Genomic DNA, 13,264 nt, shown 5'->3' on the forward strand with positions numbered 1-13,264 from the left:
TGATTTTATTACTCATCAGGAGTTTAGTATGACAAAGCATTTTTCCTTTGAAACTAATGAATCTCGTCGTCATTTTATGAAACTTATGGCTGGCGTGGGGGCAGGTCTTGCATTTAGTGGTACGTTAGGCACATTTGCACCAAAAGCCTTTGCTGCAGAAATTAAAGGTAAAACTATTGAAGCGGGGATTGCTTATCCGCTTTCTACCGGTTTTGACCCAATGACATCAAGTGGTGCTTCACCTTATGCAGCAAACTTGCACATTTTTGAAGGTTTAGTGGATTTGCATCCTGCAACTCGTGAACCTTATCTTGCTTTAGCTGGAAAAGAGCCAGAACAAGTTGATGAAACAACATGGCGTATTACTTTACGTGAAGGCGCAACTTTCCATGATGGCGCACCAGTCACCACTGAAGACGTTGTGTATTCTTTCAATCGTATTATTGATCCAGCCAATAAATCATTATTCGTGATGTTTATTGATTTCATTGAAAGTGTGAAAGCTGTAGACGATAAAGTGGTGGAATTCAAATTGAAATATCCATTTGCTTTATTTGCTAACCGTTTAACTTGCGTGAAAATTGTACCGAAACACGTGATCGACAAAGTCGGTCAGTCTGCATTTGATGCACACCCAGTTGGTTCTGGTCCATTCAAATTTGTTTCAGCTGTGAAAGATGACAAAATCGTCTTTGAAGCGTATGAACCTTACAACGGTAAATATCCAGCGCAAGTTGAAAAAATGTCTTGGTTATTACTTTCTGATGCCGCAGCTCGTGTGACTGCACAAGAGTCTAAACGTACTCAAGCAATGGAAAGCGTGCCTTATTTAGACATTAGTCGCTTGAAAAATAAAAAACAACAAGTGCAATCCGTTCAATCTTTCGGCTTGTTATTCTTAATGTTTAACTGTGAGAAAGCTCCGTTTAACAATCCAAAAGTACGTCAAGCGTTACACTATGGTTTAAACACTGACAAACTTGTTGATATTGTATTTGATGGTAATGCAGAAGCTGCAACATCATACTTACAAACCACTCACCCTGATTACATTAAGGCATCAACTCAATACCATTATGATCCGGAAAAAGCTGCTGCATTATTAAAAGAAGCCGGTGTAACTGAGCTTAAATTTGAATTGCTCGCAACCGACCATGACTGGGTGAAAGAATCTGCACCATTAATTTTAGAGTCTTGGAATAAGATTCCAGGTGTGAAAGTAACTTTACAACACTTACAATCTGGTGCGTTATACAGCAACAACGTAGATCCAGGTGTATATGAAGTGGCAATCGCTCCAGGTGACCCATCAGTGTTCGGTAATGACTTAGACTTGCTTTTAAGCTGGTGGTATCGTGGTGATGTATGGCCGAAACGTCGTTTCCGCTGGAGCAACACCCCTGAATTTGCGAAGGTGACTGAATTACTCAATGCAGCAGTGAGAGCAAAAGATCACGCTGAAGCGAAAAAATCATGGGAAGAAGCGATTAACATTATTGCGGCTGAAGTACCACTTTATCCGATTGTTCATCGTAAACTTCCTTCCGCATGGGATGATAGCAGTCTTGAAGGCTATCAACCATTGGCGACAACCGGTTTATCTTTTCTCGGTGTGGGCCGTAAATAAAAGTACATTTTAATGTTTGGGCTGTTGAGCAATCAACAGCCTTTTTTCTTTCCTTTTTATCTCAAAGTGCGGTCATTTTTTCCTCTGTTTTCCAATCATTTTTGCTCTCTATTTTATTTCAAAAAAATCTTTGTGAAGCCGATCACAGATTTGAACTTTGCCCTAGGCACTTGGATTGACAGGGTATAGTGCGGACATTATGATTTGTATAAATCATTTTGTTTTTTAATTTGATTATTTCACTTCATTTTTAATTTAATGAATTTCTCAAAATAGAATAGGAGAGGTCAGATGGAAATGATACTTCGATTATTGTTACGCCGATTGATGGCTTTGCCAGTCATGATACTAGGTGTAACCGCACTCGTCTTTGTAGTGCTTCAATTCACGCCAGGTGATCCTGCAACGGTAGCATTGGGCGAAAGTGCTAGTGAAGCGGCAAAACAACTTTACCGCGAATCACACGGCTTAAATGATCCACTCTTTGTTCAATATTTTCGATTCTTAGGTAATTTACTTGTATTGGATTTTGGTGTGACTATGCCACCAGAATTACCAATCAGTAGCATGCTAGCGAAATCTTTCCCAATCACGTTACAACTTACCTTAATTGGTGTGGTATTTGCGGCGGTAGTCTCTTTCTCATTAGGTGTACTAGCCGCGCTTTATCGTGATAGCTGGGTAGACCAAGTGATTCGTTTAATCTCTGTTGCAGCGGTTGCGACGCCATCATTCTGGTTAGGTATCTTACTTATTCAATGGTTCTCTTTGGAATTAGATTGGTTACCTTCTGGTGGTTTTGTGCCATTCAGCGAAAGCCCAATGGGGTATATCAATTCCATGATTTTGCCATCTCTTGCACTTGCTGTGCCGGTATGTGCGTCATTAATTCGTGTTGTGCGTACAACCATGGTAGAAGAAATGGACAAAGACTATGTGAGAACAGCGATTGGTAACGGGGTGCCTTATGCAACTGTTATTCGTCACAACGTATTACGTAATGCATTAATCACACCAGTAACAGTATTAGGTTTACGCGTAGGCTACTTACTTGGTGGTGCCGTCGTTATCGAACAAATCTTTGACTTACCGGGCATGGGTAAATTGATTTTTAACGGCATCGTCAACCATGACTTACACTTAGTACAAGGTGTGGTTCTGACAATCGCTTTTACCTTCGTTTTAGTGAATATTATCGTTGATATTCTCTATGTGTTGATTAACCCTAAAATTCGGAGTCTATAATGTTTCGTCAAGGTTTAGCAGATCGATTAGCTGCAAGCGGTGCGAGATTCCGAGCACTTTCCACCGCATCAAAAATTTCATTATTATTCTTAGTTTTCGTTGCTTTAGTGGCGGTGTTTGCCCCTTGGGTGGCAACACATGACCCATTAGAAGTAATTGCGCGTATGCGTGCTCCAAGTGCGGAATATTGGTTTGGGACTGATCGACTTGGTCGTGATATTTTCTCTCGTATTGTGTACGGTGCCCAAACCTCCTTATTTATTGGTTTAGGTGCAGTAGCTTGTGCCATCCTTTTCGGTAGTGTTTTAGGTGCAACTGCAGCGACATCCGAGAAATGGGGCAATGAAATTATCATGCGCTTAATGGATATTTTAATGGCCTTCCCAGGTATCGCATTAGCGGCAGTGTTATTAGCAACATTTGGTAACTCAGTGCCGGTTATTATTATCACCATTGCCGTGGTTTATACCCCGCAACTTGCTCGAGTGGTTCGTGCGAACGTGGTATCACAATGGGATGAGGACTACGTGCGTGCTGAACGCGTTATTGGTGGTAGCCGTACTTATATTCTTCTCAAACACGTTGTGCGTAATACTGCCGCACCGGTTTTAGTCTTTGCAACCGTAATGGTGGCTGATGCTATTGTATTCGAAGCCTCGCTTTCTTTCTTAGGCGCTGGTGTACAACCACCACATCCTTCATGGGGTAACATTCTTTCTGAAGGTCGTAACATCGTATTAAACGGTGCATGGTGGGCGACAACCTTTGCGGGTGTCATGATTCTTTTAACTGTATTAGCCTTAAATATCTTAGCGGAAGGTCTTACTGATGCCTTGGTTAACCCGCGCTTAAAAGGCGGTAAAAAACCAGAAGGCAAATCAGATGAACGTCTTTCTACTGACGTACAAGAAGCGCTTTCTGAAGGTCTTGCGTTAAAACGTTACCTACTCAAATTACATGAAAAAGAAATCACACGTACGAATCGTATGCAATTAGATCCAAATGCAAAACCGATTTTACAAGTGAAAAACTTATCAATCCGTTTCCCGAATCGTTATGGTGAAATTCCATTGGTTGATAACATCAGCTTCACCGTAAATGAAGGTGAAACCATGGGATTAGTTGGTGAGTCTGGTTGTGGTAAATCCATTACAGCATTCTCTATCATGGGCTTGTTACCAAAAACAGCTAAAATTACTGGGGAAGTGCTTTTCACAGACCGTAGCGGAAAACAACACAGTTTACTTAACGCTAACAATCTAAGTGAATTGCGTGGTTCTGAAATTGCGATGATTTACCAAGACTCTTTAAGTGCATTAAACCCATCAATGCGTATCAAAGATCAAATGGCACAGCTCATTAAACGTGGCAGCCACCATACCGCAGAAAAATTGCTGGAATGGGTACACCTCGATCCTGAAAAAGTGTTGAATCGTTATCCGCATGAACTTTCTGGTGGTCAACGTCAACGTGTGGTGATTGCAATGGCATTAACTCGTGAACCGAAATTATTAATCGCCGATGAACCAACAACCGCATTAGACGTAACCGTTCAAGCTGAAGTAGTCAAATTATTGAATGAATTACGTGAAAAACTGGGGTTTGCGATGGTGTTTGTCAGCCACGATTTAGCATTGGTTGCACAGTTAGCTCACCACATTACGGTAATGTATGCAGGTCAAGTGGTTGAAATGGCGCCAACATCCTTATTGCTTGCCAATCCAACTCACGAATATACACGTGGCTTATTGGGCTCTGTACTTTCAACCGAAGTACGTGCGAAACGTTTATATCAAATTCCGGGCAGCGTACCATCACCTTACGATTTTGCTATAGGTGACCGTTTTGCAAGTCGTTCATTACGACCAGATGCAAATCCGGAACAAAAATTGGTATTAACCGCTGTGGAAGGCGAGCCGTCTCACTTGTGGGCTTCTCATCTAGCTAAGCCTGTAACGGAAGCGAAAGGAGCATAATATGAGCAGTAGTATTAAAGTCATTAAAGAACAAAACATCATTGATTTAGAAAATATCGTGGTGCAATTTCCTTCTCGCGACGGTTCATTGTTTGGACGTAAAAAATTCACTGCGGTGAACAATGTGAGTCTTGGTATTAAAGCGGGGGAAACCATTGGTTTAGTTGGGGAGTCTGGCTGCGGAAAATCTACCTTAGCCAACGTAATCATTGGGCTTCTTAAACCGACATCAGGTTTAGTGAAGTTCAACGGTTTACAAATGCAATATGGCAGCTCAGAAGCGAGAAAACAATTCGGTCGCCAAGTGTCGGTCATTTTCCAAGACCCAGCAACGGCACTGAATCCTCGTATGAAAGTGTTGGATATTTTGCGTGACCCAATGGATATTCACAATGTGTTACAACCACACGAACGGGAAAAACGTGTATATGACTTACTTTCTCGCGTCGGTTTACCACGTTCTGCAGCACAAGTTGAGCCAACTCGTTTATCCGGTGGGCAAAAACAACGTGTGGCGATTGCACGTGCTTTAGCGCTGAATCCAAAACTGATTGTTGCGGATGAACCGACTTCTGCATTAGACGTATCCGTTCGTGCTCAAGTGTTAAACTTATTGGCGGATTTGAAAAAAGAACTCAATCTTGCCATGGTGTTTATCTCTCACGATATCCAAACTGTACGCCAAGTATCTGACCGTATTGTCGTGATGTACGGCGGTCAAATTTTGGAAACGGGTAGCACTGAAGATATTTTCAACCACCCAACCGTGGATTACACCCGAAAATTACTTGGTGTTGCGCCGTCATTGTTATAAAACGAGTGAATAAAACATCTTAATTTATGACCGCACTTTAAAAGTGCGGTTATTTTTTTATGATTTTTCTTGCATAGACTTGAAAACTTAGATAAAAGATTACTTATCTTTACAGATGGATCGTAATTGTGGAGTAATTATGCAAACTAAATTTAATTTATATCCTAAAGAACAATTACCTGAAAATTTTAAGTTTCCTCAGTCTTATATTGATTTATCAAGTAATATGGAAAAGATAAATGAATTGGAATATTTTCCTTGGTGGTTTGAGAGTCATCGAGACAGCATTATTCAACATTCAGCTATTTTAGAAGAAATAACAGGTGTTCCTAATTTACTTTCTTTTGCTAGAAATGGTGATTTAGCAGCTTGCTTTGATCTAGCTGATTGTTCAGGAAATCCTAGAGTATACGTATATGATTTAGGAGCTAATGATCCACCTTATGAAAAAGATTCTTTTGATGAATGGTTGTCTGAAGAAATAAAAGATGTCACGGATGATTAAAATGAATCCTTCTAGTTTGTAAAAGATAATTAATTATTAAGCATATTTGCATTATGTGATCATTTTTGCGGTGAAGTTTCTCCAAATATCGTAGAATAGGCATATAAAAATAAGGAGATTTAACATGCAACAAAAAATTCAACAAGCATTAGCAAACTCGCCACTTTCAAATGCAATTCTTTCTGCATTAGAAGAACAAGAATGGAAAGGTTTTTTACCAGCTGAAAAAGTGCGGTCAATTTGTGATGAATTTAAGCTTACGCCTGTTCAATTAGGTTTGGTACTTTTGCCAGTAGCAGCTTGTTATAGCCACACGCCCATTTCAGAATTTCATGTTGGAGCAATTGCGATTGGTGAAAGTGGTGATTTTTACTTTGGTGCAAATCAAGAATTTCAGGGTAGTAGCATGGCTCAAACCATCCATGCTGAACAAAGTGCGATTAGCCATGCATGGTTATGTAATGAACCTCGCATCACGGATATCGTGGTGAATTACACGCCTTGCGGTCACTGCCGTCAATTTATGAATGAGCTTTATCAAGCGGATGATTTGAAAATCCATTTACCACACAGTCAAAATAATCCACTTCCTCAATATTTACCCGATAGCTTTGGCCCGAAAGATTTAGGCGTTGATTTGCTTCTATTAAACAAAGAGGAACAAGGTTTCACTTTGACGACGGAAGATGAAGTGGCAAATAAAGCAATTTTAGGGGCAAACCGAGCACATTCACCTTATTCTAAAAGCCCTCATGGTGTAGGTATTTTATTTAAAAATGGTGAAATGATTTGTGGTCGATACGCAGAAAATGCAGCATTTAACCCAAGCTTACCGGCTATGCAAACAGCCATTAATTTTGCTTATTTAAATCAATTGGATGTAGCGAAAATTGAGCGAGTGGTATTTGCAGAGAAACCATTGCGTTTAAGTCACCGCAAGATGGCAGAGCAGTTATTGAAGAGTCTCTGCAAGGTGAAAATGGAATATATTAGCCTGTAAGTGCGGTCAAAATGAATTAGTTTTTTAACTAAAAGAAAAGGCGAACAGAGATAATCTCTCATGTTCGCCTTTCTTTTTACTGATTTTATGCTAATTCAGCACGTAATTTTTTCGTGACATCAACCATCACTTTTAATGCCGCAATTGTTTCTGGCCAACCGCGCGTTTTTAATCCACAGTCTGGGTTTACCCATAAACGTTCTTTCGGCACCACTTGTAATGCTTTACGAAGAAGATGTTCAATTTCTTCTGCTGCAGGCACGCGTGGACTATGAATGTCATATACGCCAGGACCAATATCATTCGGGTATTTGAAATCACCAAATGCGGTGAGTAATTCCATGTCAGAACGTGAGGTTTCGATAGTAATGACATCGGCATCTAAGGCTGCAATAGCCGGTAGAATGTCGTTAAATTCGGAATAACACATGTGCGTATGAATTTGGGTATCATCTTGGCAACCCATTGAACTTAAACGGAAGGCTTCGCCTGCCCATTTCAAATAAGCATCCCAATCTACACGTTTTAACGGTAAACCTTCACGAATAGCCGGCTCATCAATTTGAATCACTTTGATGCCTGCCTTTTCTAAATCTAATACTTCATCAGAAAGTGCTACCGCAATTTGTTTACAGACCGTTTCACGAGAAATATCGTTACGCACGAAAGACCATTGTAAGATCGTCACCGGACCTGTCAGCATGCCTTTCATCACTTTATTGGTAAGGCTTTGAGCATATTGCGACCAACGTACCGTCATGGGTTCTGGGCGAGTGACATCACCATAAATCACTGGAGGTTTCACGCAACGTGAACCATAACTTTGTACCCAACCAAATTTGGTGAAAGCAAAACCATCGAGTAGTTCGCCGAAATATTCCACCATGTCGTTACGTTCTGCTTCGCCATGTACCAATACATCTAAGTCTAATTTTTCTTGCTCACGTACAACAAATTCAATTTCTTTTTTCATAGCAGCTTCATAATCAGATAAGCTGAGTTCACCTTTTTTGAAGGCTGCACGAGCATGACGAATGGCTGTCGTTTGTGGGAAAGAACCAATATTCGTGGTTGGCAGAAGTGGTAAATTTAACCATGCATTTTGTAATTTAATGCGTTCCGCAAATGGCGATTTACGTTGGTCGGCATTTTTCGGTAGATTTGCTAAGCGTTCTGCCACGCAAGTGCGGTGAATTTCACGCGAGTTTTTACGTGCATCCGCAGCTGCTTGAGATGCAGCTAATTCGGCTTGAACGGCTTCACGACCTTGTTCTAGTGCGGTCTTAATAATACGTAATTCTTGAATTTTTTGTAACGTGAAAGCCAACCATTGATAAAGCTCAGGCTTATTGGCTTGGAGTTGCGTTTCAACTTCTAAATCATAAGGCGAGTGGAGAAGTGAGCAGCTTGGGGCAATCCATAAACGATCATCTAATTTCGCTTTTAATGGTTCAACCACATCTAACACTTGATTTAAGTTTGCCCGCCAAATATTACGGCCATCAATGATGCCCACAGATAAGATTTTGTCATAATCCGCAAAGGCAGCAAGTTGTTCAGGTGCACGCACCAAATCAATATGTAAACCTGCTACAGGTAAGCCTTTTAACAAATCAGCATGTTCTCCCACAGAACCAAAATAAGTCGCAAGCAATAATTTTGCTTTCACTTGTTCAGCAAAAGTGGCGTAAACCGCTTTATACGCCGCAATCCATTCTGCCGGTAAATCTAAGGTGAGAGCAGGTTCATCAATTTGAATGTATTCCACACCTTCCGCAGCTAACGTATTTAAGATTTCAACATAAACCGGCACGAGTTGTGCTAATAAATCAAAGCGATTAAATGTCGCACCTTTTTCTTTACCTAACCAAAGGAAGGTGAGTGGACCAACGATTGTTGGTTTAACTTGATACCCAAGCGCTTTAGCTTCACGAATTTGTGTCACATAATGTGTTGGATTTGCTTTAAATTGTGTTTCTTTATGGAATTCAGGGACGAGATAATGGTAGTTGGTATCGAACCATTTTGTCATTTCAATCGCAAATTGGGTTTTATTACCACGCGCTAATTGGAAATATTGATCGAGTGTTAAATTTTGACTATCGAAACCAAAACGAGCAGGAATCGCACCTGTTGCTACTTGTAAATCTAAAATGTGATCGTAAAGTGTGAAATCAGCCACCGCGACAAAATCGGCATTTGCCTTGGCTTGGTGTTGCCAGTTAAGTTCACGTAATCTTTTTGCAATATCTAATAAATCTGCTTCCGCAATTTCGCCACGCCAGTAACGCTCTTGAGCAAATTTAAGTTCACGCTTTGCGCCTACACGCGGAAATCCAGCCAAATGAAATGTTGTCATAATTAATCCTTCTATTGTTTTATTGGTTTAGACGTCTAAACGTCTGTTCGTTTATAGAATGCAACAGAAAAGGAGATTACACAACTTCATAATTTTCAGGTTTTAAATGAATTAAATTAATAAACAAAAAGACCGCACTTTAAGATTTCTAAAAAGTGCGGTCTTTTTTGTATGAGGTTTTATAGTGTTATAAGGCGGTAACGAAAGTAATCAAACCAAGTACGACACCAGGCGCATTTGCTAATGAAATAGGCAGATCGCGTTTTTCTTTCAATAAGCCATAAGCTACCCATAAACTACAGTTGATTGTCGTAGCAAAAGGCTGTAACCAGCCACCTTTTTGACCAGATAAATTTAGACCAATTTGTTGCAAGTAAGAAACATACATACAAACTGAAGTAAATGTTGCGACATAGCCTAAAATAGTAATAAAACGTTGGTTTGTCATTTGCTCTCCTAAGTTTAACAAAATAATTCTAAATTAGATTATTAGCTAAAATTGATAATACATGTATATTTTATAATATATTTAATTAAAAGTCAACAAATGAAGAAATTGCATAAATATTATTTCATTTTAGTTAAGTATAAAATGCATTTTGAGGAGAGTATGAAGAGAATTGGGAGAAAAAAGACAAAAAAATAACCGCACTTTAAAGCGCGGTTATAGAGAATTCTGAACAGTTCAGTTGAGATTATTCAACACCAACCATTACAGAAGTTGCTTTGATAATCGCATATGCTTCTTTACCAACTGCTAAACCTAATTCTTTTACTGCATCGATAGAGATGGTAGAAGAAATTACGTTACCGTTACCGATATCAATGTGTACGATTGCGTTCACAGAACCAGTTTCGATTGATTTTACAGTACCTTTAAGTTGGTTTCTTGCACTAATTTTCATCAAGTATTTCCTTATGTTTGAGTTAAAAAATAATGTACATTATAACGATAAATGCTTCAAATGAAAATACTACTTAAGAGGTGCTAAGCCTTTCAAGATTTGCTCGGCATTTTCTTTGCTTAACGCGTAAGCGTAATTAATCCATTTGATTAGAATTCAAGTAAAAAAATAACCGCACTTTATCGTGCGGTTACGTTATTTTATAAGCATTTAGCTGGTTTGGGCAGACCCGCCAGTTTGGTTGCTTGTTTAGCTGGTCCCTCAGGGAAGAGCCGTTGCAAATAGCGACTATTACCTTTGTCAGCACCTAATTTTTCTGACATTGCTTTTACCAGCATTCTAATCGCAGGGGAGGTGTTATATTCTTGATAGAAATCACGCACAAAATAAATCACTTCCCAGTGAGCTTCGGTCAGTTCTACACCTTCTAGCTGAGCGATGTGTTTTGCTACCTCTTCATTCCAATCAGCAATATTAAGTAAATAGCCAAAGGTGTCGGTTTCGATTTGTTTTCCTTGTACGGTAATCATATTAATTCACTTCTTTAAAGCTGATCATTTCGTTATCGGCGTAGTCAGACGTATCTTCATCATCAAATCTCATTGGTTCGATGCGTTCTTCATCAAATGCGGTATCCCCTTCAATGCCATCAAGTAATTGACCATGTTTAATGCCTTTGAAATCGAAGAGTTTAGGGTCACATAAGTGTGACAACGTAATGTTTTGCATCGCACTAAACATGGTTTCTAAACGTCCAGGATATTGACGGTCCCAAGTATTCAACATTTCTTTCACGACTTGACGTTGTAAATTAGGTTGAGAACCACATAAATTACAAGGGATAATTGGGAATTCTTTGGCTACAGCATACTTTTCAATATCTTTTTCTTTACAATAAGCCAATGGACGAATCACAATTTGCTTGCCATCATCTGAAATTAATTTCGGTGGCATAGATTTTAATTTTCCACCGTAGAACATATTCAGAAACAGGGTAGCCAACATATCATCACGGTGATGACCAAGTGCAATTTTTGTTGCGCCAAGTTCGGTTGCTGTACGGTATAAAATACCACGGCGTAGGCGAGAGCAGAGAGAGCACGTTGTTTTGCCTTCTGGGATTTTCTCTTTTACGATGCCATAAGTATTTTCTTCAACAATTTTATAATCCACACCGATACTTTGCAGATATTCAGGTAAAACATGCTCAGGGAAACCTGGCTGTTTTTGGTCTAAATTGACGGCTACAATATCAAATTTAATCGGTGCGCTTTGTTGTAAATTCAACAAAATATCAAGTAGTGTATAGCTGTCTTTGCCACCAGAAAGACAAACCATCACTTTATCGCCATCTTCAATCATACCGAAATCAGCAATTGCATTGCCTACATTACGGCGAAGACGTTTTTGCAATTTATTGAAATTATAAGTCTGTTTTTTATCTTGGTTTTGTTCTGTCATATTGATTTACTTTAGCTAATAAAAAAGCCCTGAATCAACTTCAGAGCTTATAAATTCTGTGGTGCCTGAGGTCGGACTCGAACCGACACAGTTATTCACCGGCGGATTTTGAATCCGCTGCGTCTACCAATTTCGCCACTCAGGCATTTGAGCTGTTCTGAATTATACGTTTATCTTACTTCGTTGCAAGTAAAATTTCATTAAAAACGTGTGGTTGTTTTAAATTTCATCAACTTGTATTCAAAGATAAAAGGGAAGTTTAAAATAATTTGATACGTTGTCACAATTTATGAGTAAAATAAAAGCTTAGTATTTCTACTAAGCTTTATGATTATCTAATTAAGCAGTTTGACCAGCAAGGTTACCTAAATCTTTATCGATTAAGAATAAGCCTTTGCCATCTTCGCCAAGAAGATTTAATTTGTCTAAAATACCGCTGAATAATTTCTCTTCTTCGTGTTGTTCTGCAACATACCATTGTAAGAAATTGAATGCAGAGTAGTCTTTTTCTTCAAAAGTTTTACCCACTAATTCATTGATTTTACTTGTGATCAGTTTTTCGTGTTCATAAGTTAATTCAATGATTTCTTTTAATGATTTGTACTCATGCGCAGGCGCTTCAATTGCTGTGATTACCGCTAATGCACCTGTTTCATTTAAATAAGTAAATAATTTACGCATGTGTTGCATTTCTTCTGCAGCATGAGCTGATAAGAATTTAGCTGCACCTTCAAAACCGTTTTGTTCGCACCATGCGCTCATTTGTAAGTAAAGGTTTGAAGAGTAGAACTCAAGGTTCATTTGATCATTTAATAATTTGATTACGTTTGATGATAACATTTTGTATTCTCCTTTTAAAATTATAATGTTGCTAAATCACGATCGATAAAGTAAAGCGAACGACCGTCTTCACCCACCAAGTTAAATTTATCAATAATGCTATTGAATAATTTTTCTTCTTCGTGTTGTTCTGCAACGTACCATTGTAAGAAGTTAAAAGTAGAATAGTCTTTGTTTGCAAATGTTACTTCAACTAATTCATTAATTTTAGAAGTAATGAATTTTTCGTGTTCAAGTGTGGTTTCAAACACTTCTTTAAGTGATTTGTAGTCATTTTTAGGTGCATCAATTTTACCTAAAAGTGGCATACCACTTGTTTCACTCACATATTTGAATAATTTTTGCATGTGTTCTAATTCTTCATCAGCATGACGAAGTAAAAATGCTGCAGCACCTTCATAACCGTGTTTGCTACACCAAGAACTCATTTGTAAATAAACATTAGAAGAGTAGAACTCTAAATTGATTTGTTCATTTAACTTATCTGCGATTGCTTTATTAAGCATAAACCAACTCCTTTCCTTATTAAGTA

General features: G+C 38.8%; 13 protein-coding genes and 1 tRNA gene. 6 read left to right on the forward strand and 8 right to left on the reverse strand.

What is annotated here, in order from left to right:
* The first annotated feature begins 28 nt into the window (after positions 1 to 28).
* From DPV85_RS04490 to cdd, 6 genes are all read left to right on the forward strand, one after another.
* Entirely contained in the window at positions 29 to 1,627 is a 1,599-nt protein-coding gene (locus tag DPV85_RS04490) for an ABC transporter substrate-binding protein (protein ID WP_111327206.1), read from the forward strand.
* Between the two features lie 291 nt (positions 1,628 to 1,918).
* Entirely contained in the window at positions 1,919 to 2,872 is a 954-nt protein-coding gene (locus DPV85_RS04495; RefSeq protein WP_014065363.1) for an ABC transporter permease, read from the forward strand.
* Positions 2,872 to 4,848: a dipeptide/oligopeptide/nickel ABC transporter permease/ATP-binding protein gene (locus DPV85_RS04500; protein WP_111327207.1), complete on the forward strand. Its 1,977-nt coding sequence runs from the start codon at positions 2,872 to 2,874 to the stop codon at positions 4,846 to 4,848. The genes DPV85_RS04495 and DPV85_RS04500 overlap by 1 nt, the downstream gene beginning before the upstream one ends.
* A gap of 1 nt (position 4,849) precedes the next feature.
* A complete protein-coding gene (locus DPV85_RS04505; RefSeq protein WP_005696082.1) occupies positions 4,850 to 5,662 on the forward strand; it encodes an ABC transporter ATP-binding protein in 813 nt (270 codons plus the stop codon).
* A gap of 139 nt (positions 5,663 to 5,801) precedes the next feature.
* Positions 5,802 to 6,167: an SMI1/KNR4 family protein gene (locus DPV85_RS04510; RefSeq protein ID WP_111327208.1), complete on the forward strand. Its 366-nt coding sequence runs from the start codon at positions 5,802 to 5,804 to the stop codon at positions 6,165 to 6,167.
* Positions 6,168 to 6,291: 124 nt separating this feature from the next.
* Positions 6,292 to 7,167 carry a cytidine deaminase gene (gene cdd, locus DPV85_RS04515; RefSeq protein ID WP_111327209.1) on the forward strand — a complete coding sequence of 292 codons (876 nt, stop codon included), beginning with the start codon at positions 6,292 to 6,294 and terminating at the stop codon, positions 7,165 to 7,167.
* An 85-nt stretch (positions 7,168 to 7,252) separates the two neighbouring features.
* Here cdd and metE read toward each other — a convergent pair whose 3' ends face one another.
* From metE to ftnA (DPV85_RS04555), 8 genes are all read right to left on the reverse strand, one after another.
* Positions 7,253 to 9,526 carry a 5-methyltetrahydropteroyltriglutamate--homocysteine S-methyltransferase gene (gene metE / locus DPV85_RS04520; RefSeq protein WP_111327210.1) on the reverse strand — a complete coding sequence of 758 codons (2,274 nt, stop codon included), beginning with the start codon at positions 9,524 to 9,526 and terminating at the stop codon, positions 7,253 to 7,255.
* A gap of 187 nt (positions 9,527 to 9,713) precedes the next feature.
* A complete protein-coding gene (locus DPV85_RS04525; protein WP_049365500.1) occupies positions 9,714 to 9,974 on the reverse strand; it encodes a SemiSWEET family transporter in 261 nt (86 codons plus the stop codon).
* A 247-nt stretch (positions 9,975 to 10,221) separates the two neighbouring features.
* Complete coding sequence (locus DPV85_RS04530) at positions 10,222 to 10,431, reverse strand: TOBE domain-containing protein (RefSeq protein ID WP_007525241.1); 210 nt, start codon at positions 10,429 to 10,431, stop codon at positions 10,222 to 10,224.
* Positions 10,432 to 10,631: 200 nt separating this feature from the next.
* Entirely contained in the window at positions 10,632 to 10,961 is a 330-nt protein-coding gene (locus DPV85_RS04535; protein WP_111327211.1) for a TusE/DsrC/DsvC family sulfur relay protein, read from the reverse strand.
* Between the two features lies 1 nt (position 10,962).
* Positions 10,963 to 11,892, reverse strand: coding sequence for a tRNA 2-thiocytidine(32) synthetase TtcA (gene ttcA / locus DPV85_RS04540; protein WP_111327212.1), 930 nt, complete (start codon positions 11,890 to 11,892; stop codon positions 10,963 to 10,965).
* A 59-nt stretch (positions 11,893 to 11,951) separates the two neighbouring features.
* Positions 11,952 to 12,037 (reverse strand) — tRNA-Leu (locus DPV85_RS04545).
* A gap of 194 nt (positions 12,038 to 12,231) precedes the next feature.
* Positions 12,232 to 12,732 carry a non-heme ferritin gene (gene ftnA / locus DPV85_RS04550; RefSeq protein WP_005696114.1) on the reverse strand — a complete coding sequence of 167 codons (501 nt, stop codon included), beginning with the start codon at positions 12,730 to 12,732 and terminating at the stop codon, positions 12,232 to 12,234.
* A gap of 20 nt (positions 12,733 to 12,752) precedes the next feature.
* Positions 12,753 to 13,238, reverse strand: coding sequence for a non-heme ferritin (gene ftnA, locus DPV85_RS04555; protein ID WP_049366579.1), 486 nt, complete (start codon positions 13,236 to 13,238; stop codon positions 12,753 to 12,755).
* Positions 13,239 to 13,264: the final 26 nt, after the last annotated feature.

The sequence above is a fragment of the Haemophilus parainfluenzae genome (genome assembly GCF_003252725.1).
Lineage (GTDB): Bacteria > Pseudomonadota > Gammaproteobacteria > Enterobacterales > Pasteurellaceae > Haemophilus_D > Haemophilus_D parainfluenzae_L.

Excerpts from the sequence above, each read along its gene's own strand:
- DPV85_RS04505 (WP_005696082.1), top strand. The coding sequence starts at position 4,850 with ATGAGCAGTAGTATTAAAGTCATTAAAGAACAAAACATCATTGATTTA.
- DPV85_RS04490 (WP_111327206.1), top strand. The coding sequence starts at position 29 with ATGACAAAGCATTTTTCCTTTGAAACTAATGAATCTCGTCGTCATTTT.
- metE (WP_111327210.1), bottom strand. The coding sequence starts at position 9,526 with ATGACAACATTTCATTTGGCTGGATTTCCGCGTGTAGGCGCAAAGCGT.
- DPV85_RS04500 (WP_111327207.1), top strand. The coding sequence starts at position 2,872 with ATGTTTCGTCAAGGTTTAGCAGATCGATTAGCTGCAAGCGGTGCGAGA.
- DPV85_RS04525 (WP_049365500.1), bottom strand. The coding sequence starts at position 9,974 with ATGACAAACCAACGTTTTATTACTATTTTAGGCTATGTCGCAACATTT.
- DPV85_RS04495 (WP_014065363.1), top strand. The coding sequence starts at position 1,919 with ATGGAAATGATACTTCGATTATTGTTACGCCGATTGATGGCTTTGCCA.
- DPV85_RS04530 (WP_007525241.1), bottom strand. The coding sequence starts at position 10,431 with ATGAAAATTAGTGCAAGAAACCAACTTAAAGGTACTGTAAAATCAATC.
- cdd (WP_111327209.1), top strand. The coding sequence starts at position 6,292 with ATGCAACAAAAAATTCAACAAGCATTAGCAAACTCGCCACTTTCAAAT.
- ftnA (WP_005696114.1), bottom strand. The coding sequence starts at position 12,732 with ATGTTATCATCAAACGTAATCAAATTATTAAATGATCAAATGAACCTT.
- ftnA (WP_049366579.1), bottom strand. The coding sequence starts at position 13,238 with ATGCTTAATAAAGCAATCGCAGATAAGTTAAATGAACAAATCAATTTA.
- DPV85_RS04535 (WP_111327211.1), bottom strand. The coding sequence starts at position 10,961 with ATGATTACCGTACAAGGAAAACAAATCGAAACCGACACCTTTGGCTAT.
- ttcA (WP_111327212.1), bottom strand. The coding sequence starts at position 11,892 with ATGACAGAACAAAACCAAGATAAAAAACAGACTTATAATTTCAATAAA.
- DPV85_RS04510 (WP_111327208.1), top strand. The coding sequence starts at position 5,802 with ATGCAAACTAAATTTAATTTATATCCTAAAGAACAATTACCTGAAAAT.